Raw genomic sequence first — 26,352 nt, forward strand, 5'->3', positions numbered from 1 at the left:
ACGTGAAGGATTGCCGACTGTTTCTAGAGTCATCGGGTCCCCTGGCCTCACATGTAACGGTTCGGCAACGTCGCTGGAGCCTGTCAGGGGCCGCACGGAAAGTTAACTGACGTCTATGTCAATTTGGATTGTCCGACCGCAGTTTGGTTCTTTGACTTTGTACCGTAATTCGCAACCCTGGCAACGTCCGCGAAGCAACGCAGCAACCACAACGGGCGCCACCGACTCGACAACGCGCGGTGTCAACAAACGTCGCAGCGAGTCCAAATCGCCCGCAGCAGTCACCCCGTCGCAGCGGTGTCATGGGCCAACTGCCATCTCAAGTCTGGCCTGACGTCACCTCGGGTCGCGCTCAGATCGACACCTCCCGTCGCGGCCCGCCCGGCCGCCGGTAGCGTGACTATCGATGCCATCTCAGGAGACCCCGCGCCTGTTGTTCGTGCACGCCCATCCAGACGACGAAACGCTGACAACCGGTGCCACGATTGCGCATTACGCTGCACGTGGCGCCGAGGTTCACGTCGTCACATGCACCCTCGGCGAAGAGGGTGAAGTCATCGGCGACCGCTATGCGTACCTGGCCGTCGACGCCGCCGATCAGTTGGGCGGCTACCGCATCGGTGAGTTGACGAGCGCCCTGCGCGCGCTGGGCATCGCGCAACCGATCTTCCTCGGCGGTGCGGGACGCTGGCGCGATTCGGGGATGGAGGGCACCCCGCCGCGGCGTTGGCAGCGGTTCGTCGACGCCGACAAGAATGAGGTTGTTGGCGAACTCGTCGCGCTGATTCGGCAACTTAGACCCCACGTCGTCGTTACGTATGACGCCAACGGCGGCTACGGGCATCCTGACCACATTCGTGCGCATGAAATCACCGTCGCTGCGGTCGCCGCTTCGGGGGGCGACGAGTTCGCCGGGACCCCCTGGACCGTGCCCAAGATGTACTGGACCGTGATCGCCACGTCCGCGATGGCCGACGGGCTCAACGCCCTCGGCGACGCACCATCGGAGTGGCATCGGGTGTCCGTTGACGACCTGCCGTTCGGCTACCCCGACGACGCCATCGACGCCGTCATCGACGTGCCTGACCACCATCCCGCGAAGGTCGCGGCCCTGCGTGCGCATGCCACCCAGGTCACCGTCGCGCCCGACGGACGGTCGTGCGCGCTGTCGAACAACATCGCGCTGCCGATCGGCGCCGTCGAGCACTACATCCTCGCCGCCGGCACCCCAGGGGAGCGCGACGACCGCGGCTGGGAAACCGACCTGCTGGCCGGGTTGAATCTGGAATAGCGCGACGGGCTCGCGGTAAGCTGCCCGTCAACTGCTCACGTGTGAAAGGGAGGGCAATGGACCCGGACATGGATCCCAACCTGCAGCACTGGCAGGACCGCGCCGATAGCTTCCAGTGGGTGGTCGGGTCGCTCGTCTCACTGCTCGACAGCATTCCCACCTGACGCCGCTGCGTCCCCTCGTCCTGACGCTGCTCGCAATCGACGGCGTCCTGTCGGCCGTCGCGGCCGCGTTCCTCCTTCAGTTTCGGCTTGGTGTCGTGCCGTTTCCGGTGAGCGCGCTGATCAGTGGGTTCGTCAACGCCGCTCTCGTCTGGGCGGCGATGCAATGGACCGAGTCACCGCGGCTGGCCGCACTGCCGTTGTGGTGCTGGCTGTTGACCGTCGCCGGGTTGACCTTCGGCGGCCCCGGTGACGACATCGTGTTCGGCGGCGTCGGTGTCATGGAATTCGCACCGCTGCTGCTGATCGTGCTGGGCGCGCTGCCGCCCGCCCTGCTGCTGTGGCGGCGGGTGCGCCAGGACGCCTGAGGGTTATTCGTCGCCCTTCTTTTTCTTATTCGTCTCGCTCTTGCCGGTGGTGTCCTTGTCGGAGGTCGACGACTCCGCTCCCGCCTTCGCGCCTTTGTCGGCCTTCTTCTCGTTCGGCTTCTTCTCGTGGGGCGTGGCCTTCTTGGGGCCCGTGGAGCCCTCGTTGGATTCGCTGTCCTCGGTCTGGGTCGTCGTCGCCTCGGTCGTCTGCTTCGGCGCCTTGAGTGGCTTCGGCTCCTTGGGCGCCTTTGGTGCCTTGACCACCTCGACGCCGGCCTCCTCGACGGCATCGCCAACCTGTTCAGTCACGTCAACGCCATCCTCACCCTTGACCGCGTCGCGCTTCTGCTTGAGCTGCGTGGTGTTGTCCGCCGCCAGCGTCGTCACGTCTTCGGTCGTCGCCGCCGTCGCTGCGAACGGGAAGGGTGGCAGAGGTGGCAGCGGCGGCAGGAAGAAGTTCCACTCGTCGATGCCCAACTGGATGAAAGCATCAACGGTCCATGCGATGCCCTCGCCCAGGTTGAACAGGAAGTTGCCGTTGCCGCTGAGCCAGTCCAGCGTGTTGTGCGTGATCGCGTGGACGATGCGTTCACCGAAGTTGTAGAAGATCATGATCTGGCCGGACAACCAGCCGACGTACGGGACCCAGCCCACGGCGTAGGTCGCCAGCTGGAACCCGTACCGCACCCAGGGCTCGATTGCGTGATAGGCCCATTCCAGCGTGCCCGTGACTGATTGCGGTGCGGGCCCGGGACCTGACGGCGGCGCTGGGAACGGATTGCTTGCGCTCGGCGGCACGATGAATCGCTGCACCCAGCCCACCAGAAGGTTCGGCAGGTCCGTCACCGCGAGGGGCTGCACCTGCGCCGCGAGGTCGACCGGCGCGGACCTGACCGCAATGACGGGTGCGGGTGGCGCGGCCGGCGTCGGCTCCTGCACGGCTGGACCGAACGCGACAGCGGTGGCGGTCACGGTCGCGACCCCAATCGTCAGAACTGAGCGAAACGAAATCCCCATTTGAACTCCCCCTCCAGCTACTGCAGCTACTGGACCAAACGGCAACTTACGCGCGTGTCAACAAGATCGGGGGATATTGAGCAACGTGTCGGGGGCGGGGCCGCAACGCAGCGCCCGACTGGGACTACTGTGGCCGATATGTTCGGCGCAGTGGTTTCAGAATGTGAGACTTGCGGATGATTTTCGACGACCGTGGGGTTACACGGGAGTGGCTCTGAACCCCCAGCGCGGCGCCGATCTGCCCAGCCCGGTGGTCCCCCCGAAATCGAGCGCGCCCACTCCTGCCGCCTTGAGACGTGTGTTGCGACGGGCTCGCGACGGTGTCGCACTCAACGTCGACGAGGCCGCGATCGCGATGACCGCCCGCGGCGAGGATCTCGCCGATCTGTGTGCCAGCGCCGCGCGCGTCCGCGACGCGGGTCTGGAGGCTGCGGGCAGGCGCGGTGACACCGGTCGGCTGCCGGTCAGCTATTCCCGCAAGGTCTTCATCCCGGTCACCCACCTGTGCCGGGACACCTGCCACTACTGCACCTTCGTCACGGTGCCCGGCAAGCTGCGCGCACAGGGCATGGGGATGTACATGGAGCCCGACGAGATCCTCGACGTGGCCCGCCGCGGCGCCGAATTGGGTTGCAAAGAAGCCTTGTTCACCCTCGGTGACCGCCCCGAGGCGCGGTGGGACGAGGCGCGGCAATGGCTCGACGAACGCGGTTACGACTCGACGCTGGACTACGTGCGCGCCATGGCGATCCGGGTTCTCGAAGAAACCGGGCTACTGCCGCATTTGAATCCCGGCGTCATGTCGTGGTCGGAGTTGTCACGGCTCAAGCCGGTCGCGCCGTCGATGGGCATGATGCTGGAGACCACATCGCGGCGGCTGTTCGAAACCAAGGGCCTGGCGCATTACGGCAGTCCGGACAAGGACCCCGAGGTGCGGTTGCGCACACTGGCCGACGCAGGCCGGTTGTCGATCCCATTCACCACCGGACTGCTCGTCGGAATCGGCGAGACACTCGTCGAGCGCGCCGAGACCATCCACGCAATTCGCCAGTCCCACAAGGAGTTCGGTCACGTCCAGGAAGTGATCGTGCAGAACTTCCGGGCCAAGGACCACACCGCGATGGCCGGCGTGCCTGACGCCGGCTTCGACGACTTCGTCGCCACGGTCGCGGTCACCCGCTTGGTGATGGGCCCCAAGATGCGCATCCAGGCGCCGCCGAATCTCGTGTCGCGGGCCGAGTGCCTGGCGCTGATCGGCGCCGGTGTCGACGACTGGGGCGGAGTGTCGCCGTTGACGCCGGATCACGTCAACCCGGAGCGGCCCTGGCCGGCGCTGGACGAACTTTCGGCCGTCACCGCCGAGGCGGGCTACGACCTGGTGCAGCGGCTGACCGCGCAACCGCAGTACGTCCAGGCGGGCGCGGCGTGGATCGACCCGCGGGTGCGCGAACACGTCGACGCGCTCGCTGATCCGGAGACCGGCCTGGCCCTCGACGTCAATCCGGTGGGGCGGCCATGGCAGGAACCCGACGAGGCCGCAGAGTCGTTGGGCCGCACCGATTTGCATTCGGCGATCGATTCCGAGGGCCGTCTCACCGCCACCCGCAGCGACCTCGGCAGCGCGTTCGGCGACTGGGAGTCCATCCGCGAGAAGGTGCACGAACTGGCGGCGCGCGCGCCCGAACGCATCGACACCGATGTGTTGGCGGCGCTGCGTTCGGCGGAGCGCAACCCGGCAGGCTGCAGCGACGACGAGTACCTCGCGTTGGCCACCGCCGACGGGCCGGCACTGGACGCCGTTGCGGCGCTTGCCGATTCACTGCGCAAGGACACCGTCGGTGACGACGTAACGTTCGTCGTCAACCGCAACATCAACTTCACCAACATCTGCTACACCGGCTGCCGATTCTGTGCGTTCGCCCAACGCAAGGGCGACGCTGACGCGTACTCGCTGTCGACGGCCGAAGTGGCCGACCGGGCGTGGGAAGCACACGTCGCGGGCGCCACCGAGGTCTGCATGCAGGGCGGTATCGACCCGGAACTACCGGTCACCGGTTACGCCGATCTGGTGCGCGCGGTCAAGGACCGTGTCCCGTCGATGCACGTGCACGCGTTCTCGCCGATGGAGATCGCCAACGGCGTTACCAAGAGCGGACTTTCGATTCGGGAGTGGCTGACCAGCTTGCACGAAGCGGGGCTGGGAAGCATCCCCGGGACGGCCGCCGAGATCCTCGACGACGAGGTGCGCTGGGTGCTCACCAAGGGCAAGCTGCCGACGTCGATGTGGATCGAGGTCATCACCACCGCACACGAAGTGGGACTGCGCTCGTCGTCGACGATGATGTACGGCCACGTGGACCAACCGCACCACTGGGTCGGGCACCTCAACGTGCTCCGCAAGATCCAGGACCAGACCGGCGGCTTCACCGAGTTCGTGCCGTTGCCGTTCGTGCATCAGAGCAGTCCGCTGTATCTGGCGGGCGGGGCGCGGCCGGGGCCCACACACCGCGACAACCGCGCGGTTCATGCGCTGGCCCGAATCATGCTGCACGGCAGGATTTCCAACATCCAGACCAGCTGGGTGAAGCTGGGTGTCGAGCGCACGCAGGTGATGCTCAATGGTGGCGCCAACGATTTGGGCGGCACGTTGATGGAGGAGACCATCTCCCGGATGGCCGGATCGGAGTTCGGTTCGGCGAAGAGCGTGCAGGAACTCGTCGACATCGCCGCGGGCATCGGCAGGCCCGCGCGCCAGCGTTCGACGACATACGCGCCCTTGGCGGCGTGATTCTCGGCGCAATCGTGAACTAGCCGGCCGGTTCCTTACGTATAAATGGGGAACCGACGCCGAGGAGAGTAATGACCACCATCACGGGTATTCCCGCGCACGCGCTGCTTGTGCACGCGATCGTCGTGCTTGCGCCACTGACCGCGCTGCTCGAGATGCTGTGCGCGGTGTGGCCTGCGGCGCGCCGACGGCTGGTGTGGTTGGTGCTGGCGTTCGCCGCGGTGACGCTGGTGCTGACGCCGCTGACCACCGAGGCGGGGGAGTGGCTCTACGACCAACAGGCCCAGCCGAGCCCGATCCTGCAGGAGCACGCCGAGCGCGCTGATTGGATGATCTACTTCTCCATCGGCCTGCTGGTCGTGGCCGTCGCGCTCGCCGTGTTGCATTGGCTGACAAGCAGATCGGACAAGCCGAGGACCGCCCTGTCGGCGATCGTCGCCGTCTTGGCGATTGCCGTCGGCGTGTCGTCGATCGTCGGTGTGGTGCGCATCGGCGACGCCGGCGCGGAGGCGGTGTGGGGCCGGCAGGGCTGACGCCCCACCGGCCCGCGCATCGTCAGGCCTGCTTGACCGCCTCGATCTCCAGCGTGATCGTGACCTTGTCACCGACGACCGTGCCGCCGGTCTCCAGCGGCATCTCGATGTCGATGCCGAAGTCCTTGCGGTTCAACACCACTGACGCGTCGAAACCAGCGACCTCACCGTGGCCCATACCCGGGTGGACGCCGTTGAACTCGAGGTCAAGGGTGACCGGCTTGGTGACGCCCTTGAGCGTGAACTCGCCGTCGACTGCGTAGTTGTCGCCGTTGGCCCGCACGTTGGTGGACCGGAACGTGGCGGTGGGGTGCTTCTCGACCTCGAAGAAGTCCGCCGATTTGATGTGCCCGTCACGTTGCTCGTTGTTCGTGTTGATCGAGTCGACCGCGATCTCGGCCGTCACCGACGGGGTGCCGTCCTGCGCCACCACGATGGCGCCGCTGAACTTCTCGAAGCGGCCTCGAACCTTGCTCACCATCAGGTGGCGTACCGAAAAGTTGATCGAGGAGTGCACCGGATCGATGGCCCAGGTCCCCGCGCCGAGCTGGCTGGTCGCGGTGGCTTCAGAAGTCGAGGTCATGTGCGTCTCTTTCACCTAGTGGCGTCGGCCTTCCCGACACCTTCGACGAAACTAAACGGACTGTAGTCCGAATCCATTCCCCGGCGCGTTTGGGCGCGTCAGAATTAACGCTGGCGTTAACCTTGCATTCACCGTCAGTTCAGCTCGGGTTCAAAGGAGAACTTCGATGATTGGAAAGGCGCTTGTCGCGATGTCGGTCGCCGCCGCGGGACTGCTGGCCCCGGCAGCGGCACAGGCCGACAACATCATGAATCTCGGCACGTACGCCGGTGACGTCATCGAGCAGCTGCAGGACTGGGGCTACAACGTGATGCTCAACGGCCTCGACCGGGACATCGCCTATATGGACGAGAACCTCAAGAGGCACTGCCATGTGCTGGGCATCTATCCCACCGTCGCTGAGCCCCTGAACGCCGGCGAGTTTCAGACGGTGCACGTCCAGTTGTCGTGTCCGGAGAACCCGGCGAGCTCGAGTCCGTCCCCTTAGAGCCGGGCGGCCAGCTCGGTGCCTTGCCGGATGGCGCGCTTGGCGTCGAGTTCGGCCGCCAGCGCCGCCCCACCGATGACGTGCGGCTCGATACCGCGGCGGCGCAGGCCCTCTTCGAGGTCGCGGACCGAATCCTGACCCGCGCAGATCACCACGTTGTCGACCGCAAGCAGCCGCACGTCGGAGCGATCGGGCCCGAAGCTGATGTGCAACCCGTCGTCGTCGATGCGTTCGTAGTTCACGCCCGAAAGTTGCTGCACCCCTTTGGCCTTCAGCGCGGCCCTGTGCACCCAGCCCGACGTCTTTCCCAGCCGCTTACCCTGCAGCCCCTTGGTCCGCTGCAGCAGATACACCTCACGCGCGGGTGGCGCCGGGAGCGGGGTGGTCAGCGCGCCGCGTGCCTCCTGCGGATCGGCCACGCCCCACTCGGCTTTCCACTCCTTGAGGTTGAGCGTTGGTGAGTCGTCAGTGACCAAGAACTCGCTCACGTCGAAACCAACGCCGCCGGCGCCCACGACCGCCACGCTCTTGCCGACCGGCTTGCCCGTGATGGCCTCCGCGTACGACAGCACCATCGGGTGGTCGATGCCGGGGATATCGGGCATCCGCGGTGACACACCGGTGGCGAGCACCACCTCGTCGAAATCCGCCAGGTCGTCCACCGTGGCGCGGGTGCGAAGTCGAACGTCGACGCCGTGCTTGTCGAGCATTCGGGTGTAGTAGCGGATCGTTTCGGCGAACTCTTCCTTGCCGGGAATCCTTCGTGCCAAATCGAATTGGCCGCCGATCACGTCGCCAGCCTCGAACAGTGTCACCCGATGGCCGCGCTGGGCGGCGGTGACGGCGGCCGCCAGTCCGGCGGGGCCGGCGCCGACGACGGCGACCTGCTTGGCGCGTCGCGTCGGTCCGAGCACCAGGGTGGTCTCGTGGCCGGCCCGCGGATTGAGAAGGCACGACACGGTCTTGTGCACGAAGGCGTGATCGAGGCAGGCCTGGTTGCACGCGATGCAGGTGTTGATCTCGTCGGCCGCGTCGGCCTCCGCCTTGCGCACCCAGTCGGGATCGGACAGCAGCGGACGCGCCATCGAGATCAGTTGCACGTTGCCGTCGGTGAGGATCTGCTCGGCGGCTTCCGGCATGTTGATCCGGTTGGACGCGATCACCGGGATCGTCACGTGTTCGGCCACGGCGTTGCTGATGTCGACGAAGGCGCTGTTGGGCACCGAGGTGACGATGGTCGGCACCCGCGCCTCATGCCAGCCGATGCCGGTGTTGATCAGCGTGGCGCCCGCCGCCTCGACTTCGGTTGCCAGTGCACTGATTTCGTCCCAGCTCTGACCGTCCTCGACGTAGTCGGCCATCGACATCCGGTAGCAGATGATGAAGTCCTCGCCGACGGCGGCGCGAGTGCGGCGGACGATCTCGACGGGAAAGCGGCGGCGCTTCTGCGCGCTGCCGCCCCATGCGTCGGTGCGCTTGTTGGTGCGCGGCGCGAGGAACTGGTTGACCAGATAGCCCTCGCTGCCCATGATTTCGACGCCGTCGTACCCGGCCTCGCGGGCGAGCACTGCGCACCGGACGAAGTTGTCGATGGTGCCGTCGACGTCTCTCAACGCCCGCGGCCGGAACGGGTTGATCGGAGCCTTGATCGACGAGGCGCTCACCGAAAACGGATGGTAGGCATAGCGCCCCGCGTGCAGCACCTGTAGCAGTATCTTGCCGCCCGCGTCATGCACCGGTCGGGTGATCCGGCGGTGGCGGCGCGCATCGGAGGTCGCGATCATCTGCGCGGCGAACGGCAGCAGCCAGCCGGTGCGGTTGGGTGCGTAGCCGCCGGTGATGATCAGGCCGACGCCGCCGAGGGCGCGTTCGGCGAAGTACTCGGCGAGCCGGTCGGTGTCGCGGGCGCGGTCCTCGAGGCCGGTGTGCATCGACCCCATCACCACCCGGTTGCGCAGGGTGGTGAAGCCAAGGTCCAACGGCGACAACAACTTCGGATAAGCCATCGATCAACCCTTCAATGCCGTGGCGACTTCGTCGAGCCAGTCGATGGCGCTTTCCTCTGCGCGGATACCGCCGCGCAGCACGAGGTATTGATGCAGGGCGGCCCCTGACAGCCCTTTCGGGTCGGGAAACTGCCGCTTCTCGAAACCGCGGTACGTGTCGAGGAGTTCGGCGCGCTCAGCGCGCAGCGCAGCCACCTGAGCGCGCACCGCGTCGACGTCACCGTATTCGCAGCCACGCACCTTGACTGCGATGTCGCGGGTGCGGTTGTCGGCCACCGAACTACCGCGCCCCGACAGCGGTTCGGCGATCCAGCGCGCCAGTTCGGCACGTCCCGCGTCGGAGACGGTGTAGACCTTCTTGTCCGGCCTGCCCTGTTGCGCGACCGGAGTGACGCTCACCCACCCGTCGTCCTCCATCGCCCTCAAGGTGCGATAGATCTGCTGATGGGTCGCCGCCCAGAAGTAGCCGATGGACCGGTCGAATCGGCGGGCCAGCTCGTAACCGGAGCCAGCCTGTTCGCACAGCGAAACCAGAATCGCGTGGGGCAGGGCCACGAGGGGAGCTTAAGACGAATCCGCGGCGCTATGCAACTTGTTGCAGTGCAATCAAGCGCATAGGCCGCGGATCGTCACCTCAGCACCAGTTCACGTGGACGTCGGTGCCGCCCGAGTTGACGCGCACCGAGCAGTCGACGGACTTAGTTGAGCTAAGTAGTGGAACCCGTGATGTGCCCGCAGGTGATCGTCAGCGCCAGCTGAAATCGTCACCTACGGCGGGGTAGTTGATCTGCACCGCGCTGTCGACCGGCCGGTCCGTGGTCGACAGTGGTTGCCTGGTGTACGCGTCGTCTCGACCGGGGACGACGTAGTCCGGCGACGCCATTGCAGGGCCGGCCAAACCGATGGTGATCGCCGCGAAGGCGCCAGCGCTGGCCAGGCCGAGGGCGAATTTCCTCATTCCTGACTCCTTGTATACGACTTAGGCAGACCTAAGTGATTAACATCTGGTTAAACGTCTGGACAATTGCCGCTTCTTCCTGAAAATGTCCGTTTTCGCTGAATGCGGCCAAGATCACTGCGATCAGGGCACGTGCCGCGCCGTCACGTGGCCTCCGGTGCACGGGAACCGAGGTGTGTCCCTAGGCGTGCTGTATGTGCAACGTCTAGTATCAGTAACCACGCGGAACCCTTAACCCGGGCGACGCGGAAGTTAGGGCACACTGACACGCGCGTCCAAGTTTCGGCAACGGATACTTGGCAACGACTTTTCGGCGGGCCCGACCAAAGCACGGCAGCCCCACTGACAGGAGATCGAGGAGACCTCAGTGACGTACACGATTGCCGAACCCTGCGTCGACATCAAAGACAAGGCATGTATCGAGGAGTGCCCTGTCGATTGCATCTACGAGGGCGCACGCATGCTGTACATCCACCCGGACGAGTGCGTCGACTGCGGCGCATGCGAGCCGGTCTGCCCGGTCGAGGCCATCTACTACGAAGATGACGTGCCCGATCAGTGGAGTGGATACACCCAGATCAACGCCGACTTCTTCAGCGAACTCGGATCGCCGGGCGGGGCCTCGAAGGTGGGGCTGACCGAGAACGATCCCGAGCCGGTGAAAAGCCTGCCGCCACAAGGTGAGGACTCCTAACGGCTCGCGCGGAGCTTCGTAAGCGCGTCTCGGCGTTTCTGCCGGAATTCCCCTGGGACACCCTGGCGGACGTCACCGCGCTCGCGAAGTCGCACCCCGACGGCATCGTCGACCTGTCGGTGGGCACACCGGTCGATCCGGTGGCACCGCTGATCCGCGACGCCCTCGCCGCGGCCAGTTCTGCTCCGGGTTACCCGACGACCGCGGGCACCCCCGCGTTGCGGGCGTCTGCGGTGGCGGCCCTGCGGCGCAGGTATGGCATCACCGGGTTGGCTGACGATGCCGTGCTTCCGGTCATCGGGACCAAGGAACTGATCGCATGGCTGCCGACGCTGCTCGGCCTCGGCTCCGACGACGTCGTCGTCGTACCTGAATTGGCTTATCCCACATACGAAGTCGGCGCGCTGCTGGCCGGCGCCCAGGTGCTGCGGGCTGATTCGCTGACGCAACTCGGTCCGCAGAGGCCCGCGCTGGTCTATCTCAACTCGCCGAGCAACCCGACCGGCAAGGTGCTTGGCGTCGACCACCTCCGCAAGGTCGTGGGGTGGGCCCGCGAGCGTGGCGCGTTGGTGGCCTCCGACGAGTGCTATCTGGGGCTCGGGTGGGACGCGCAGCCGTATTCGGTGCTGCATCCCGACGTCTGCGACGGCGACCACACCGGGTTGCTGGCCGTGCACTCCTTGTCGAAGACCTCGTCGTTGGCGGGCTACCGCGCGGGTTTCGTCGCCGGCGACCCCGCCGTGGTCGGCGAACTGCTGGCGGTGCGCAAACACGCGGGCATGATGGTGCCGACGCCGATCCAGGCGGCCATGGTGGCCGCACTCGACGACGATCCGCACGAAGTCGAGCAGCGTCGGCGCTACGAGCGGCGCCGCGCCGTGCTGCTGCCCGCGTTGCAGGCGGCCGGCCTGACCGTCGACAACTCCGAGGCTGGGCTGTACATCTGGGGCACCCGCGGCGAACCCTGCCGCGACACCCTCGCGTGGCTGGCGCAGCGCGGGATCCTGGTGGCGCCCGGCGAGTTCTACGGTCCGCGGGGAGCGCAGCATGTCCGGGTCGCGTTGACGGCGTCCGACGAGCGGATCGACGCGGCGGTAGTGCGGTTGACGTCTTAGCCCCGGCGCGAACGTGAGCTTGTGCTCGACAACTTGCGAAAATTTCGTGCATAAGCTCACGTTCGGCGAATCAGCGTCGAGCTCGGCCACATCGGCACGAACCCAGGATCGAACTGCGGCGGTGCCATCCCGGTCGCCCGGGTCGATGTAGACACAGCCGATGACGTCATCCGAGTCGGGCGCGAGCACCGAGTAGGCGAAGGCAACGCGCCGCTCGAACTCGTCGGCATGCTGCACCAGATCACCGAGGTTCTGCTCCGCTGAGAATCCTTCGTCGGGCGGCCAGCCGCGGTTCTCGAAGCCCGGTGTGGTCTGCACGTGCGCGATGCTCGACATCCACGCCGCGTGGTCTCGGGTGTTGTGCTCAGGGCCAAGCGGCTCGAGCCTGAAGCGGGTGGCGCGAAGCTCGGTGGGAACGACGAAGTCATCGGGCACCAACGGCTTGCTTCTCAACTCCTCCGGCATGCCGTCAGCTTTGCACCTCGTTGTCGGGGCCGCGACCGCTGGAAGGTTCGGCGACTAGGCCTCCGTCGCACGCAAGCTCAGCGCCAGCACCAAGCGGTCGTCGGGGTCGTCCAACGAGGTCGACAGCAGCTTCTCGATCCGACGCACGCGATAACGCACGGTATTCGGATGCACATGCAACCGCTGGGCGACCGCGGCGATGTCGCCGAACCCGTCGAGGTACGCCTGCAGCGTCTCGGCCAGCATCGGTTCGTCGTCGCGCAGTCGACGCACCCGCGGATCCACCAGCCGCGGCTGGCCCGCCACCTGCGAGACGATCTCGTCGAGCAGCACCGTGGTACGCGCCTCGTCGAGCGAACTGACCTGACCGATGGCGCCGGGATGCCGCGCGGCGCTGTCGAACACCCGATCCACCTCGGCGCGGGCCGAAGCCGCCGCAGCCAGTCCGGCGAGCGGTGCGGCGATCACCGCGCGCAGCGTCAGCCCGAGTTCGCGCCGCAATGCCGCGACGACGCCGCGCACCCACGACGCCACCGACGACGCGCCGCCGGTCTTGGGCAGCAGCACATACACTCGCTCGCCGGTCGACGCGATCTGGGCGTCGGCGCGAAAAGCGCTGGCACTCAACGCGATCACGTCCGCCGGAACGGAATTCTCCACGCCGACGAAGCCGATCAGGGCCGCGCGACCGTCGGCCGTGATGCCGAGTTCGCGGGCGATCGCCCCGATGTCAGGATCCTCGCCGACCAGCCCGAGTAACTCCTGCACCCGCAACGTATGTGTCGACGGCGTCGCCGCCAGCCGTGACATGATGCGCGCGGCCAGCACCGCGCCACCGCGCAGAATGTCCTCGACGTCGTCGGCCAACGGTGCCGAACCCTGTTGCAGCCAAATGGTTCCGGCGTAATCCGGCCGTCGCCGCGAATCCGTCGGCGGCAGATGAATGCCGACCGCGAGGCGCGGTCGCAGCCCCAACTCCGGCCGCTCGGCGACCCGGACCACATCGCCGCTGGCGCGCAGCGCGTCGAAAATGCCCCACTGCCCAATCCATTCCAGATGTTCGGGCGGGCCCGCGCGGCCGAGGATCGTCAGCCGGCGCAGTTCGTCGGCTTCGTCGCTGGACGCCGAATAGGCCAGCATGTGGGAGTCGGCGTCCTCGATGCTGATCATCCCGCGGGTCCGATCGGCGATCGACTGGGCAAGGCCGAACAGATCGGTGCCGGAGTCGTAGAGCGGATCGCCGCGGTCGCCGTGGTGCTCGAAGGCGTGGTTGACCAGTTTGTAGAGCAGCTCCCACCGGGCCCGCGGTTCGACGGCCACGACCGCGATGCCGAGCGCGACGGCCCGCTTGATCGCGGCCGCCGACGGTTCCTTGACGAAGATGGCGGCGGGCACTCCCGGCTGCTGGCCGATCCACCGCACCGCCTCGGCGTCCGAGACGCCGAGGAGGAAGAACAGATCCGCTGAGCCTGCTCCGACCGCCAGGCCGAGTCGCACGTCGTCGGCGTCCACCAGAGCCACCGAGTTCACCGGCATGTCCAGGCCGCGGGGCGCCTCGACCAGCGAGACCATCGTGCGGTCCAGCGCGAGCAGCAGCTGCCCGAGGCCCAGCCCGGCGGCCTGCTCGACCATGGCGCACTCCTTTGTCCGATTCGACTATAAACGGCATATCCTGTTGTCGATTCGGCCATGTGTTGCGCGTCGCATTCCGGGGATCCTTGCTCTCATGGACGCCATCACCGACGTGCCCCTGCCGGCCAACGAGCCGGTCCACGATTACGCACCAGGTTCGGGTGAACGCACCCGGCTCACCGAACAGCTCCGCACCCTTGCCGCCGACCCGATCGACCTGCCGCACGTCATCGGCGGCGCACACCGGATGGGTGCGGGCGACCGTGTCGACGTCGTCCAGCCGCACCGGCACAGCGCGCGGTTGGGCACCTTCACCAACGCCCAGCACGCCGACGCGTCGGCGGCGATCGAGGCGGCGATGGCCGCCAAGGCCGACTGGGAGGCCACCCCGTTCGACGAGCGCGCCGCGGTGTTCCTGCGCGCCGCCGACCTGATGGCTGGACCGTGGCGGGAGAAGATCGCTGCCGCCACCATGCTCGGGCAGTCCAAGACTGCCTACCAAGCCGAGATCGACTCGCCGTGTGAGCTCGTCGACTTCTGGCGATTCAACGTCGCGTTCGCGCGGCAGATCCTGGCGCAGCAGCCGATCAGCAGCCGCGGGGTGTGGAACCGCACCGACTACCGGCCGCTGGAAGGCTTCGTCTACGCGATCACGCCGTTCAACTTCACCGCGATCGCGGGCAACCTGCCGACCGCGCCCGCGCTGATGGGCAACACCGTGGTATGGAAACCCTCGCCGACGCAGATGTTCGCCGCCTACCTGACCATGCAACTGCTGGAGGCCGCGGGTCTGCCGCCGGGGGTGATCAACCTGCTCGCGGGTGACGGGATCGCGGTTTCCGATGTGGCCCTTGCCGATCCGCGACTGGCGGGCATCCATTTCACCGGCTCGACGGCGACGTTCCAGCACCTGTGGCGGACCGTCGGCGCGAACATCGACCGCTACCACACCTATCCACGGCTCGTCGGCGAGACCGGCGGCAAGGATTTCGTGGTCGCACATGCGTCGGCGCGCCCGGATGTGTTGCGCACCGCGCTGATTCGCGGTGCGTTCGACTACCAGGGCCAGAAGTGCTCGGCGGCGTCGCGCGCGTTCATTCCGCGCTCGGTGTGGCAGCAGATGGGCGACGACTTCCTGTCGGCCACCGAGGCATTGCGCTATGGCGACGTCACCGACCTGACCAATTACGGCGGGGCGGTCATCGACGAGCGGGCGTTCGCGAAGAACGTCAAGGCCATCGAACGGGCAAAGAGTGCGGCTAACGTGACCATCGCCGTCGGTGGTGAATACGACGACAGCGAAGGCTATTTCGTGCGCCCGACAGTGCTGTTGTCCGACGACCCGACCGACGAGTCGTTCTGCACCGAATACTTCGGCCCCATCCTGTCGGTGCACGTGTACGCCGACGACGAGTACGACCGGATACTCGGCGTCGTCGACACCGGTGCGAAGTACGCGTTGACCGGTGCGGTGATCGCCGACGACCGATCCGCGGTGCTGGCCGCCGAGAAACGGCTACGGCATGCGGCGGGCAACTTCTACGTCAACGACAAGCCGACGGGAGCCGTCGTCGGGCAGCAGCCGTTCGGCGGGTCGCGGGCGTCGGGCACCAACGACAAGGCGGGTTCGGCGCTGAACCTGCTGCGCTGGACGTCGGCTCGGTCGATCAAGGAAACCTTTGTGCCGCCCACCGATCACAATTACCCGCACATGGAGTCGGAATGATGACCGAGTTGTTCCACCGGGTTGCGCGTCCGGCGATCCTGGCCGCCAGCAGGCGGGAGGGGCTGCGCAGGACCGCCGAGCGGCTGCCGGTCACCAGGGACGTGGTGCACCGCTTCGTTCCCGGCGAGACGGTCGCCGATGCGATGAACTCCGTTGCCGAGCTTCGTGATTCGCACCGTCTGGTCAGCATCGACTACCTCGGCGAGGACGTCACCGACGTCGACACCGCGAACACGACCGTCGCCGCCTACCTCGAGTTGCTCGACGCGCTCGGCGGCCGAGAGGAACCGCGCGACCAGGTACGACCGCTCGAGGTGTCGCTGAAGCTGTCCGCGCTGGGTCAGTCGCTGCCGCGCGACGGCGAGAAGATCGCGCTGGAGAATGCGCACACGATCTGCGAGCGGGCCCAGCGGGTCGGGGCGTGGGTGACGGTCGACGCCGAAGACCACACCACCACCGATTCGACGCTGTCGATCGTGCGCGATCTGCGCACCGAATTCAGTTGGCTGGGAACGGTGTTGCAGGCCTACCTGAAGCGGACCGAAGCCGACTGCCGCGAGTTCGCGGGTTCAGGCGCGCGGATCCGGTTGTGCAAGGGCGCCTATGACGAACCGGCGTCGGTGGCGTACCGCTCCGGCGACGACGTCACAGACTCCTACCTGCGGTGCCTGGCGGTGTTGATGGCCGGGTCAGGCTACCCGATGGTGGCCTCGCACGACCCGCAGATCATCGAGGCGGTGCCCGCGCTGGCCCGGGAGAACGGCCGCAGCGTCGACGATTTCGAATACCAGATGCTCTACGGCATCCGCGATGCTGAGCAACGGCGGTTGGCCGACGCGGGTAACCACGTCCGCGTCTACGTCCCGTTCGGCACGCAGTGGTACGGCTACTTCGTCCGACGGCTGGCCGAGCGTCCGGCGAATCTGACGTTCTTCTTGCGCGCGCTCGCGGAGCGCAGACACTAGCCGGTCAGCGGGAACGATCCGTGCTCGTGCGTGACGACCCAGCGGCCGTCGCGCTTGCGCAGACCGAACGTCATCCGCAGACGATTGTCGGGGTTCTGCTCGAAGTCCTCCGGCTTACCGCAGCGGGCTAACGCGTACGCGAACGCCACGTCATCGCCTGCCGTCACCTCCAGCTCGGTGATTTCGAAGACGGCGCCCTGGCGTTGCCACTCGAAGAAGTCCGGCCAGGAGTCTCGGTAGGCGGCGATGCCGCGAAGGCCGTCGTACGGAGGCGGCACGTCGAACATGACGATGTCCGGATCACGATCGGCCAGAACGGCTTCGATATCACCGGTGTGCACGGCGTCCGCCCAGCGGAGGATGAGTTGGCGGATGGTGTCCGCATCATTCATCGGGCTTGCATCCTTTGTATTCGGAGGTGCTGCGGGATGACACGAGGACGTAGCCGGCACTGGCGAACAGGACTGGCATCATTGCCATCATCCCGAACATTGCGGTCATCGTGTCACCTCCTCGGACCTCTTGTTTGTTCAACGGTGTAGACCGTTGTGCGGTTCAAAAATCGGGTTGATGTCCGGATAGACCTCGCGCGCCGGCAGAACTCATCACAATGACAAGCGATGACGACATACCTGCCCGATTCAGCCGTCGGCAAGAAGACGATGACGAAGGTCACGCGTCGTCTCATCCCCTTCCTGGTGCTTCTCTACTTCATCAACTACCTCGACCGGGTCAACATCGGCTTCGCGGGCCCGAATGGCATGAACGAGGAACTCGGCATGAGCGCCACGATGTTCGGCTTCGCGTCGGGCATCTTCTTCGTCGGCTATGTGCTGCTGGAGGTCCCGAGCAACATCGCACTCAACAAGTTCGGCGGTCGCCGGTGGCTGGCACGCATCATGTTGACCTGGGGCATCATCAGCACGGCGATCGCGTTCGTGCCCAACGCGGAAACCCTTATCGTGCTGCGATTCCTGCTCGGTGTGGCAGAAGCCGGTTTCTTCCCGGGCATCATCCTGTACCTCACGTTCTGGTTCCCCGAGAAGCGGCGCTCCAGGGCGGTCTCGTTGTTCATGGTGGCCGTTCCGGTGTCCACCGCCATCGGATCGACCTTGTCGTCCTTGGTGATCGAATGGGGTCACGGAGTTTTCGGCCTCGCGGGTTGGCGCTTCATGTTCCTCGTCGAGGGGTTGCCCGCGATCCTGCTCGCGGTTGTCTGCTGGTTCTACCTCACCGATCGACCGGGTCAGGCCGGCTGGCTCGCCGGCGATGAAAAACAGTGGCTGGAAATGACTTTGGATGTCGAGCGGTCGATCGCGGCGAGCGGCCAGCACTGGCCGCTCAAGAAGGCCCTCAGCCATCCGAGGATCCTTGCGCTGGGGTTCGTCTACTTCGGGATCACCTACGGCCTCTACGCGGTCGGGTTCTTCCTCCCGACGATCGTCGCCGGCTTCCAGCAGGAGTACGGCACCCACCTCGACGTCATCCAGCGCGGCCTCGTGACATCGATTCCCTACGTCGCCGCCGCCATCGTGATGGTGCCGTGGGCGCGCCACGCCGACCGGACCGGTGAACGGGTGTGGCACGTCGCGATCCCCGCCATCGTCGGGGGCGTGGCCATACCGGCCGCCCTCTACATGACCGATCCCTACCTGGCGATGGTCGCCATCACGCTGTCCACCTGCTCGGTCATGTGCGCCCTACCGGTGTTCTGGGCGCTCCCTTCGACTTTCCTCACTGGAGTGGCCGCGGCCGGTGGCATCGCTTTGATCAACTCGCTCGGCAACCTCAGCGGATTCAGCGGACCGTACGTGACCGGATGGCTGACCGATTTGACCGGCGACGCCAAGCTGGCGATGTGGGTGGTCGGCGTTCTGTCGCTGGCCGCGGCGACGGTGGTGGTCTGGCTGGGAGCCAAACCTCGGCCGGCGTCGTGACGGAGCGTCGTCACCGAGCGCCGAGACTGCCGCCTGATCGCGAATCTCGCCGACGCGCACTGCGTTGACTCTGCGCTCGCGGCGCCCTGCTCCCGGATTATTGCGCCACAGCCGCAGAGTCAACGACCGGCCAGCAGCAGCAAAGCCCACGCCGCGACGGACTGTGAATCGGTGATTTCGCCGTCGCGCATCATCCGTTCGAGCTGACCGCGGGTGAACCATTCGTTGCGCATGTCCTGCTCCTCGTGCTCGCGGTCATGCTCACCTTCGGTGATGCCCGTCGCGAGAAATACCGCGCACCGCTGGCTGCTCATCCCCGGCGCCACGTCGAGTGTGCCCAGCAGTTCCATCGACGCCGCTCGCAACCCGGTCTCCTCGCTCAGCTCACGGTTCGCAAGCTCGCTGGGTTCGAGTTCCACCTGGCCCGGCGCGGCGCCCTGCGGAAATTCCCAGCGCCGCCTGCCCAGCGGATAACGGAACTGCTCGACCAGGTGAAACCGGTCGCCGTCACGCGGAATCACCAGCGCACACGTCGGCTTGTCGACCACCGAGTAAATGCCGGGGCTGCCGTCCGGACGCCGGATGTCGTCTTCTCGCAAAGTCAGCCAATTGTTCCGATACACCTCACGCGAGCCCACCCGCTGGATCTGGTTCACGCGCCCAGTATCGCCGAGCCCCATATGGGTAACCTCACCTCGTGCTCTTGGCCTCGCTGAACCCAGCCGCCGTCGCAGGCGGCGCCGACATCGCCGACGCGGTTCGCGTCGACGGCGCCACACTGAGCCGCAGCGATCTGGTAGGCGCTGCCACGTCGGTGGCCGAGCGGGTCGCCGACGCCGACCGCGTGGCCGTGCTGGCCACACCCAGCGCCACCACAGTGCTGGCGGTCGCGGGATGCCTGATCGCAGGCGTGCCCGTCGTGCCCGTACCGGCGGACGTCGGCGCCGCCGAGCGCAGCCACATGCTGGCCGACTCCGGCGCGCAGGTGTGGCTGGGGGAGAAACCCGCCGAGGCCGACGGGCTGGCCCATATCCCGGTGCGACTGCACGCCCGGTCGTGGCATCGCTATCCCGAACCGCACCCGGATACGACGGCGCTGATCATCTACACGTCGGGCACCACGGGCCCGCCCAAGGGTGTGGTGCTGAGCAGGCGCGCGGTCGCCGCCGACATCGACATGCTCGCCGAGGCCTGGCAGTGGACCGCCGACGACACCCTGGTGCACGGGCTGCCGATGTATCACGTACACGGCCTGGTGCTGGGACTGATCGGCTCGCTGCGGATCGGAAACCGCTTCCTGCACACCGGAAGACCGACGCCGGAGGCCTACGCGCAGGCCGGTGGCTCGATGTACTTCGGGGTGCCGACGGTGTGGACGCGCATCGTCGCCGACGAGTCAGCGGCGCGTGCGTTGTCCTCCGCGCGACTGCTGGTGTCGGGCAGCGCGCCACTGCCGGTGCCCGTCTTCGACAAGTTGGCCGAATTGACCGGACACCGGCCAGTCGAACGCTATGGGGCCACCGAGTCACTGATCACGCTGTCCACCCGCATCGACGGTGAGCGCAGACCCGGTTCGGTGGGGCTGCCGTTGACCGGTGTGCAGACGCGACTCGTCGACGAGCACGGCGAGGCGGTCCCGCACGACGGAAAAACCATCGGGCGCCTGCAGATTCAGAGCCCCACGATGTTCGACGGCTACCTCAACAAGCCGGAGGCCACCGCCGAGGCGTACGACGCCGACTGGTACCGCACCGGTGACGTCGCGGTGATCGACGAGGCGGGCATGCATCGCATTGTCGGGCGCGAGTCCGTCGACTTGATCAAGACCGGCGGCTTCCGGGTCGGGGCAGGGGAGATCGAGACCGTATTGCTGGGTCATCCCGGCGTCGCCGAGGTGGCGGTGGTCGGTGTGCCCGACGACGATCTCGGTCAGCGGATCGTCGCATTCGTCGTGGGCGACGCGGACCCACAGGCGTTGATCGATTATGTCGCACAACAGCTTTCGGTGCACAAGCGGCCGCGCGAGGTGCGGTTGGTGGACAGTCTGCCGCGTAACGCGATGGGCAAGGTGCTGAAGAAGGAGTTGACCGGATGACCCTGAGGTTCGACGAGATCTGCATCGACGCCCACGACGCAGCTGCGCTCGGCGCCTGGTGGTCGCAGGTCCTCGGGTGGCGGCACTACCGCGACGACGACGGCGACGTGGTGCTCGAGGCTCCGCCGGGCACGGGACCGAACTGGTTGTTCATCGACGTGCCTGACGACAAAGTGGTGAAGAACCGGATTCACCTCGACTTCCGGCCCGACGACCAGCAGGCCGAGGTCGACCGTGTAATCGGCTTGGGCGCACGGCATGTCGACATCGGTCAGGGCGAGCAGTCCTGGGTGGTGCTGGCCGACCCGGAGGGCAACGAGTTCTGCATCCTCGCGGCGCACGATTGATGCGCACCGTGTCCCTGGCCCTCCTGGCCGCTTCGCTGATCGGTGGGTGCGCGACGACGACCCCGATTCAACCGGTGTCCACCACCGAACCGCCGTTGCCTCCGGCGCCGCTGACCATCGGCCCGGCCGCCACCGACACCTACGGCGGATGGATTCCCGACGGTCAGACGCTGAGCCCCTACGACACGTCGAACCCCGCGGTGACCAACCTGGATCCGACGTTGCTCGCCGCCGTCCAGAAGGCCGCCGACGCTGCCAAAGCGCAGGGCGTCGACCTCAGGATCAACTCCGGTTGGCGGTCAAAAGGGTTCCAGCAGAAGCTGTTCGACGACGCCGTCCACACCTACGGCAGCGTCGACGTGGCGCGGCAATTCGTGGCGTCGCCGGATGTGTCGAAACATGTTGTCGGACAGGCTGTCGACATCGCGCCGGTCGAGGCGGACAAGTGGCTGATCCGCAACGGCGCGCAGTTCGGGTTGTGCCAGATCTATGCCAACGAGATCTGGCATTTCGAGTTGGCGCTCGATGCGCAGGGCAACTGCCCGCCACTGCGGCCCAACGCGGCGGGCTAGGCCGTCGCGGGAAACGCCTTGGGCGACAGCACGACCACGAGCAGGCCGATGCCGATGAGCGAACCGCCCACCCACGGCAGCGACGACAGGCCCGCGGTCTGAAGCAGACCGGCGCCGATCGCCGCGCCGCCTGCGATGCCCGCGTTGGCGGTCGCGTTCACCCACGCGCCCGCCAGTTCAGGTGACACCGCATGGGTGCGCACGGCGCACGCCTGATAGATCGACGGCAGGCCGCCGAAGGCCCCGTTCCAGACGGCCGTCGCGGCGACGACGGCCACCATCGCAGGCCACGTGCCACCGAGCGCGAGCACGGCGACGACCACCGTGCCGAGTACAGCCACCGCGGCGGTACGCGGGCTTCGGTCGAGGTGCCTGCCGACCCACCACAGCGAGAGCAAACCGCATGCGCCACATACCAACAGGATCGGGCCGACGAACGTCGGGCTGACGCCGCTGTTGAGCAGCAGCACGCTGACGTACGTGTACACCGTGAACTGCCCGAGAAAGGAAAACAGGTTGGACGCCGAGACGGCGGTGAGCGCTTTGCGGCCCGCGGTCATCGAACGATCCGACACCGGTTCGGAATTCACCCGCGGCAGCACCCGGGCGACGAGCACCAGCGTCGCGACCGACAGCACGGCCAGCAGCGCGTACGACGCTCGCCATCCCACCGCGGTGCCCAACGACGTCGTCACCGGAACGCCGAGCACCATACCCGCGGAAGAACCACCGCCGGCGAGGGCCAGCGCCCGCCCCACATGGGCCCGCGACACCAAACGCGGTGCGTAACCGATCATCAACGAGAAGAACAGCGCGTGCGTCACCCCGCCGATGGCCCGCCCCGCGGCGACGACCGCGAATACCGGCGCGACGGCGACCAGCAGGTTGCTCACCGCGTACCCGAGCACGGTCGCCAGCAGCAGCGGCTTGCGTCCGAACCGGGCAGTCGCGATGGTCAGCGGCACGGAAAGGGTGGCGACCATCACCGCGTACAGGCCGACCAACAGGCCGGTGACCGAATTGGACACACCGAAGGTCGCGCCGACCGCGGGCAGCAGTCCCACCAACGAAACCTCGGTCGTGACAGCGAGAAACGCGGCAAGCGCCAGCGACAGCAGTCCCGGCACGCTGTCCCGCAGCCCTTCACCGGGGGTGCGTTGGACGGTGACCGACATTGCCACGAATATACTCGGCAATCGAGCATATTCAAATGAGATACTACCCGCGATGGCACAGGACCCACGACAGGCCGCGCATGTGCGCTGGTTGGGCGCCGCCCAACTGATCGACGCAGTGCGGTCCGAGCCCGGCATCACCCGCGCCGCCGCCGCCCAGCGGTTGGGCATCGGCAGCGGCGGAGCCACCGAACTGGTCGCCCGCGTGCGGCAGGCGCGTCTGCTCGACGAAACGCCCGCGCCGGCACAGGGGCGTGGACGCCCGACCACCGTGCTCGGTCCGCACCCGCAGGGCCCGCTGGTGTTGGCGGCCGATCTGCGGGTCACCGACTGGCGTCTTGCGCTGGCCGGCATCGACGGCTTACCGCAACCGGTGACGCAGGCCGGGTATCGCGGCGCCGAATTGGGGCCGGTCCTTGCTCAGCTTGCCGACGCCATCGGTGCCGTCTACCGACGAAAGTCCAAGCGGCTCAGGGCGATTGCGGTATCAGTGGCGGGCACCGTCAGCGACTCGCGGCTCGTGCAGTTCACCTCGAGGGGCTGGAGCGACGTCGACCTTTCGGTGTTGACGTCGAAGATCCCGAAGCGTGCGGACATTCCTCTGCTGCTTGGCAACGATGCGACGCTGGCCGGGTTGGCCGAGGCGCGTACCGGCGCCGCCAGGGACGCCACGACCGCGCTGTATTTGATTGTGGCGCAAGGGATCGGCGGTACGTTGGTGGTCAACGGTGAGACGCTCACCGGGGCGCACGGCGCGGCGGGGGAGTACGGCCACGTTCCGTTCGGCGACCCTGCGCTGGTTTGCCCGTGTGGTGCGCGCGGATGCTGGGACCTCACCGTGGATGGCCGCGCACTGGCCAGGCATCGTGGCGATCGACCGCCCGACGACCCGGTCGGCTATGTGCACGAGTTGATCGGACGCCGCGACGCCGCGACCCGGCAGGCCTTCGATGCCGTCGCCGCGTCGCTGGGGCGCGGTGTCGGCGGTCTGGTGAACCTGCACGATCCCGAGGTGGTGACGTTGGGCGGGGTCGCCGCCGTGATCAGGTCGGCCGCACCGCACGTTTTCGACGCCGCGTACCGCGATGGCCTGATGGCCTTCCGAAAAGGTTCGCCGCCGCCGGTGTGCGACGCCCAACACGGCGAAGAGGGGCCGCTGCACGGTGCCGTTGTGCTGGCCCTCGACCACGTCACCAGTGCTGCGGGACTGGCCGATTGGGTTGGCCGGCTGCGGGTTTGACCGCCGTTGTCTGGCGCGAGCGACCCCAAAATGCACGCCATCATCGGCGTGTCGCTGTGCAGACGCGGTCGCTCGCGGGGAACTAATTGGCGTGCAGCGCCTCGTTCAGCGTGATGCCCGTGCCGTCGCGTTTGACCACCTCGACCGCGCCGGTGAGCGAATTGCGGCGGAACAACAGATTGTTGGCGCCCGACAACTCGCGCGCCTTGACGGTCTGGCCGTCGGCGGTCTGCACCTTGGTCCCCGCGGTCACGTACAGACCCGCCTCGACGACGCAGTCGTCGCCGAGCGAGATGCCAAGTCCGGCGTTGGCGCCGAGCAGACAGCGCTTGCCGACGGAGATCACGTGCGTGCCGCCACCGGACAGCGTGCCCATGATCGAGGCACCACCGCCCACGTCGGAGCCGTCGTCGACGACGACACCCGCCGAGATGCGGCCCTCGACCATCGAAGTGCCCAGCGTGCCCGCGTTGTAGTTCACGAAGCCCTCGTGCATGACGGTGGTGCCGGAGGCCAGGTGTGCACCCAACCGCACCCGGTCGGCGTCGGCCACCCGCACTCCGGACGGCACCACGTAGTCGACCATCCGCGGGAACTTGTCGATGCCGTAGACGGTCACCGGTCCGCGGCGGCGAAGCCGGCCCCGCACCCGCTCGAAGCCCTCCACCGCGCAGGGCCCGTAGTTGGTCCACACCACGTTGGTCAGCACGCCGAAGAAGCCGTCGGCGTTGAGCCCGTGCGGAGCCACCAGCCGATGCGACAGCAGGTGAAGCCGCAGGTAGGCGTCGTAGGCGTCGGTGGCCTTGTCGTCCAGCGACGCGATCGTGGTGCGCACCGCCACCGTTTCGACGTCGCGGTCCTCGTCTCGGCCGGTCAGCTCGGCCAAGTCGGCGGGCACCTCGGCGACGGACAGTCGCGTGGTGCCGGTCGGACCATCTGCGCCCAGTTCGGGCGCCGGGAACCAGGTGTCGAGGACGGATCCGTCGGCGGCGATGGTCGCCACGCCGACGCCAGAAGCAGAAGTCACGTCGCCAAAGGCTACTCGACTAACCTCGAGCGGTGTGGGCCTGGATTTACGCGGCGACCCCGTCGCACTGACCGCGGCGCTGGTGGACATTCCCAGCGAGTCGCGGGATGAGCAACGCATCGCCGACGAGATCGAGGCCGCGCTGCGCGAGCAGACCACCGACTTCGAAGTGCTGCGCAACGGCAACGCGGTACTGGCCCGCACGAACCGGGGCCTGCCGTCGCGGGTGTTGCTCGCAGGCCACACCGATACCGTGCCGATCGCCGACAACCTGCCCAGCCGACTCGAGAACGGCGAACTCTACGGCTGCGGCACCTCCGACATGAAGGCCGGCGACGCGGTGTTCCTGCACCTCGCCGCGACGGTCACCGACCCGGCGCACGACCTGACGCTGGTGATGTACGACTGCGAGGAGATCGAGGCGGCCGCCAACGGGTTGGGCCGCATCGAGCGCGAACTGCCCGACTGGCTGCACGCCGACGTCGCGATTCTCGGCGAGCCGTCGGGCGGCTACATCGAGGCGGGCTGCCAGGGCACGCTGCGCGTCGTCGTCAGCGCTACCGGCACCCGCGCGCACTCGGCGCGATCCTGGTTGGGCGACAACGCCGTTCACAAGCTCGGCGACGTGCTGGCCAGGTTGAAGGACTATCAGGCCCGCAGCGTCGACATCGACGGATGCGTCTACCGCGAGGGACTGTCGGCGGTGCGCATCGACGGCGGGATCGCGGGCAACGTCATCCCCGACGCGGCGTCGGTCACCGTGAACTTCCGGTTCGCGCCCGATCGCAGCGTCGAGCAGGCGTTGCAGCACGTCCGCGAGGTACTCGACGGCTTGGATGTGCAGATCGAAGTCACCGACGCCGCGCCAGGTGCGCTGCCGGGCCTGACCAAGCCTGCGGCCGCCGCCCTCGTCGACGCGGCAGGCGGGCAGGTGCGCGCGAAGTACGGGTGGACCGACGTCGCGCGCTTTGCGGCGCTGGGCATTCCGGCCGTCAACTACGGTCCCGGCGACCCGAACCTCGCGCACCGCACCGACGAGCGCGTCGACGTCGCCGCGATCACCGCTTCCGCGGACATGCTGCGCCGATATTTATCCGCTTGACCGGGTTCGTACGCTTGGGTCATGTGAGTTAGCGACTGCCATCGGCCGTCCGTCCGTGCATCGTCGCG

The 26,352-nt window shown here is 67.1% G+C and carries 25 protein-coding genes; 15 read left to right on the plus strand and 10 right to left on the minus strand.

Annotated elements, in window-relative coordinates:
- Positions 1 to 406 precede the first annotated feature (406 nt).
- Together mshB and C1A30_RS34155 are read left to right on the plus strand one after the other, a co-directional pair.
- Positions 407 to 1,291 carry an N-acetyl-1-D-myo-inositol-2-amino-2-deoxy-alpha-D-glucopyranoside deacetylase gene (mshB, locus tag C1A30_RS34150; RefSeq protein ID WP_101952584.1) on the plus strand — a complete coding sequence of 295 codons (885 nt, stop codon included), beginning with the start codon at positions 407 to 409 and terminating at the stop codon, positions 1,289 to 1,291.
- A gap of 115 nt (positions 1,292 to 1,406) precedes the next feature.
- Complete coding sequence (locus C1A30_RS34155) at positions 1,407 to 1,820, plus strand: hypothetical protein (RefSeq protein WP_200828504.1); 414 nt, start codon at positions 1,407 to 1,409, stop codon at positions 1,818 to 1,820.
- Positions 1,821 to 1,823: 3 nt separating this feature from the next.
- Here C1A30_RS34155 and C1A30_RS34160 read toward each other — a convergent pair whose 3' ends face one another.
- Complete coding sequence (locus C1A30_RS34160) at positions 1,824 to 2,792, minus strand: hypothetical protein (protein ID WP_142392707.1); 969 nt, start codon at positions 2,790 to 2,792, stop codon at positions 1,824 to 1,826.
- A gap of 253 nt (positions 2,793 to 3,045) precedes the next feature.
- Between C1A30_RS34160 and C1A30_RS34165 the strand changes: the two genes are divergently transcribed.
- Positions 3,046 to 5,625, plus strand: coding sequence for a bifunctional FO biosynthesis protein CofGH (locus C1A30_RS34165; RefSeq protein ID WP_101952586.1), 2,580 nt, complete (start codon positions 3,046 to 3,048; stop codon positions 5,623 to 5,625).
- A gap of 71 nt (positions 5,626 to 5,696) precedes the next feature.
- The gene (locus tag C1A30_RS34170; protein WP_101952587.1) at positions 5,697 to 6,158 is read left to right on the plus strand and encodes a DUF2231 domain-containing protein; all 462 of its coding nucleotides are present in this window, start codon (positions 5,697 to 5,699) and stop codon (positions 6,156 to 6,158) included.
- 22 nt (positions 6,159 to 6,180) lie between these two features.
- Here the strand turns inward: C1A30_RS34170 and C1A30_RS34175 are convergent, their stop codons facing one another.
- Positions 6,181 to 6,741 (minus strand): YceI family protein, encoded by a 561-nt coding sequence (locus C1A30_RS34175; protein ID WP_101953097.1) that lies wholly within the window; start codon positions 6,739 to 6,741, stop codon positions 6,181 to 6,183.
- A gap of 166 nt (positions 6,742 to 6,907) precedes the next feature.
- Between C1A30_RS34175 and C1A30_RS34180 the strand changes: the two genes are divergently transcribed.
- Positions 6,908 to 7,228, plus strand: a complete 321-nt coding sequence (locus C1A30_RS34180) for a hypothetical protein (protein WP_142392708.1) — start codon at positions 6,908 to 6,910, stop codon at positions 7,226 to 7,228.
- Here C1A30_RS34180 and C1A30_RS34185 read toward each other — a convergent pair.
- The 3 genes from C1A30_RS34185 to C1A30_RS34195 form a co-directional block, all read right to left on the minus strand.
- The gene (locus tag C1A30_RS34185; protein WP_101952589.1) at positions 7,225 to 9,234 is read right to left on the minus strand and encodes an NADPH-dependent 2,4-dienoyl-CoA reductase; all 2,010 of its coding nucleotides are present in this window, start codon (positions 9,232 to 9,234) and stop codon (positions 7,225 to 7,227) included. The two genes, C1A30_RS34180 and C1A30_RS34185, sit on opposite strands and share 4 nt — an antisense overlap.
- A gap of 3 nt (positions 9,235 to 9,237) precedes the next feature.
- Positions 9,238 to 9,789: a PadR family transcriptional regulator gene (locus C1A30_RS34190; protein ID WP_101952590.1), complete on the minus strand. Its 552-nt coding sequence runs from the start codon at positions 9,787 to 9,789 to the stop codon at positions 9,238 to 9,240.
- A gap of 190 nt (positions 9,790 to 9,979) precedes the next feature.
- Complete coding sequence (locus C1A30_RS34195; RefSeq protein WP_101952591.1) at positions 9,980 to 10,192, minus strand: hypothetical protein; 213 nt, start codon at positions 10,190 to 10,192, stop codon at positions 9,980 to 9,982.
- A 367-nt stretch (positions 10,193 to 10,559) separates the two neighbouring features.
- Here C1A30_RS34195 and fdxA point away from each other — a divergent pair, with 367 nt between their 5' ends.
- Positions 10,560 to 10,886, plus strand: a complete 327-nt coding sequence (gene fdxA, locus C1A30_RS34200) for a ferredoxin (protein WP_101952592.1) — start codon at positions 10,560 to 10,562, stop codon at positions 10,884 to 10,886.
- Between the two features lie 38 nt (positions 10,887 to 10,924).
- The gene (gene dapC, locus C1A30_RS34205; protein WP_101952593.1) at positions 10,925 to 12,001 is read left to right on the plus strand and encodes a succinyldiaminopimelate transaminase; all 1,077 of its coding nucleotides are present in this window, start codon (positions 10,925 to 10,927) and stop codon (positions 11,999 to 12,001) included.
- A gap of 519 nt (positions 12,002 to 12,520) precedes the next feature.
- On the opposite strand, the gene C1A30_RS34210 is transcribed toward dapC, so the two are convergent.
- Positions 12,521 to 14,098: a CdaR family transcriptional regulator gene (locus C1A30_RS34210; RefSeq protein WP_101952594.1), complete on the minus strand. Its 1,578-nt coding sequence runs from the start codon at positions 14,096 to 14,098 to the stop codon at positions 12,521 to 12,523.
- Between the two features lie 94 nt (positions 14,099 to 14,192).
- Between C1A30_RS34210 and pruA the strand changes: the two genes are divergently transcribed.
- Complete coding sequence (pruA, locus tag C1A30_RS34215; RefSeq protein WP_101952595.1) at positions 14,193 to 15,824, plus strand: L-glutamate gamma-semialdehyde dehydrogenase; 1,632 nt, start codon at positions 14,193 to 14,195, stop codon at positions 15,822 to 15,824.
- The gene (locus tag C1A30_RS34220) at positions 15,824 to 16,789 is read left to right on the plus strand and encodes a proline dehydrogenase family protein (RefSeq protein WP_101953098.1); all 966 of its coding nucleotides are present in this window, start codon (positions 15,824 to 15,826) and stop codon (positions 16,787 to 16,789) included. The genes pruA and C1A30_RS34220 overlap by 1 nt, the downstream gene beginning before the upstream one ends.
- On the opposite strand, the gene C1A30_RS34225 is transcribed toward C1A30_RS34220, so the two are convergent.
- The gene (locus C1A30_RS34225; protein WP_101952596.1) at positions 16,786 to 17,181 is read right to left on the minus strand and encodes a nuclear transport factor 2 family protein; all 396 of its coding nucleotides are present in this window, start codon (positions 17,179 to 17,181) and stop codon (positions 16,786 to 16,788) included. The genes C1A30_RS34220 and C1A30_RS34225 overlap by 4 nt on opposite strands.
- A gap of 228 nt (positions 17,182 to 17,409) precedes the next feature.
- Between C1A30_RS34225 and C1A30_RS34230 the strand changes: the two genes are divergently transcribed.
- Positions 17,410 to 18,726 carry an MFS transporter gene (locus tag C1A30_RS34230; protein ID WP_101952597.1) on the plus strand — a complete coding sequence of 439 codons (1,317 nt, stop codon included), beginning with the start codon at positions 17,410 to 17,412 and terminating at the stop codon, positions 18,724 to 18,726.
- 119 nt (positions 18,727 to 18,845) lie between these two features.
- Here C1A30_RS34230 and C1A30_RS34235 read toward each other — a convergent pair whose 3' ends face one another.
- Positions 18,846 to 19,406 (minus strand): NUDIX domain-containing protein, encoded by a 561-nt coding sequence (locus C1A30_RS34235; protein WP_369974199.1) that lies wholly within the window; start codon positions 19,404 to 19,406, stop codon positions 18,846 to 18,848.
- Between the two features lie 17 nt (positions 19,407 to 19,423).
- Here C1A30_RS34235 and C1A30_RS34240 point away from each other — a divergent pair, with 17 nt between their 5' ends.
- From C1A30_RS34240 to C1A30_RS34250, 3 genes are read left to right on the plus strand one after another with little or no spacing between them, the layout of a single operon-like run.
- Positions 19,424 to 20,821 carry an acyl-CoA synthetase gene (locus tag C1A30_RS34240; protein WP_101952599.1) on the plus strand — a complete coding sequence of 466 codons (1,398 nt, stop codon included), beginning with the start codon at positions 19,424 to 19,426 and terminating at the stop codon, positions 20,819 to 20,821.
- Complete coding sequence (locus C1A30_RS34245) at positions 20,818 to 21,168, plus strand: VOC family protein (protein WP_101952600.1); 351 nt, start codon at positions 20,818 to 20,820, stop codon at positions 21,166 to 21,168. Before C1A30_RS34240 ends, C1A30_RS34245 begins: the two co-directional genes overlap by 4 nt.
- Positions 21,168 to 21,740, plus strand: coding sequence for a M15 family metallopeptidase (locus C1A30_RS34250; protein ID WP_101952601.1), 573 nt, complete (start codon positions 21,168 to 21,170; stop codon positions 21,738 to 21,740). Before C1A30_RS34245 ends, C1A30_RS34250 begins: the two co-directional genes overlap by 1 nt.
- Here C1A30_RS34250 and C1A30_RS34255 read toward each other — a convergent pair.
- Positions 21,737 to 22,915 carry an MFS transporter gene (locus C1A30_RS34255; protein ID WP_101952602.1) on the minus strand — a complete coding sequence of 393 codons (1,179 nt, stop codon included), beginning with the start codon at positions 22,913 to 22,915 and terminating at the stop codon, positions 21,737 to 21,739. The two genes, C1A30_RS34250 and C1A30_RS34255, sit on opposite strands and share 4 nt — an antisense overlap.
- Positions 22,916 to 22,967: 52 nt before the next feature.
- On the opposite strand from C1A30_RS34255, the gene C1A30_RS34260 reads away from it, so the two are divergent.
- Complete coding sequence (locus C1A30_RS34260; RefSeq protein WP_101952603.1) at positions 22,968 to 24,155, plus strand: ROK family transcriptional regulator; 1,188 nt, start codon at positions 22,968 to 22,970, stop codon at positions 24,153 to 24,155.
- Positions 24,156 to 24,237: 82 nt separating this feature from the next.
- On the opposite strand, the gene dapD is transcribed toward C1A30_RS34260, so the two are convergent.
- The gene (gene dapD / locus C1A30_RS34265; protein ID WP_101952604.1) at positions 24,238 to 25,182 is read right to left on the minus strand and encodes a 2,3,4,5-tetrahydropyridine-2,6-dicarboxylate N-succinyltransferase; all 945 of its coding nucleotides are present in this window, start codon (positions 25,180 to 25,182) and stop codon (positions 24,238 to 24,240) included.
- A gap of 34 nt (positions 25,183 to 25,216) precedes the next feature.
- Here dapD and dapE point away from each other — a divergent pair, with 34 nt between their 5' ends.
- Entirely contained in the window at positions 25,217 to 26,284 is a 1,068-nt protein-coding gene (gene dapE / locus C1A30_RS34270) for a succinyl-diaminopimelate desuccinylase (protein ID WP_101952605.1), read from the plus strand.
- Positions 26,285 to 26,352: the final 68 nt, after the last annotated feature.

The organism is Mycobacterium sp. 3519A, assembly GCF_900240945.1.
Classification (GTDB): Bacteria; Actinomycetota; Actinomycetes; order Mycobacteriales; family Mycobacteriaceae; genus Mycobacterium.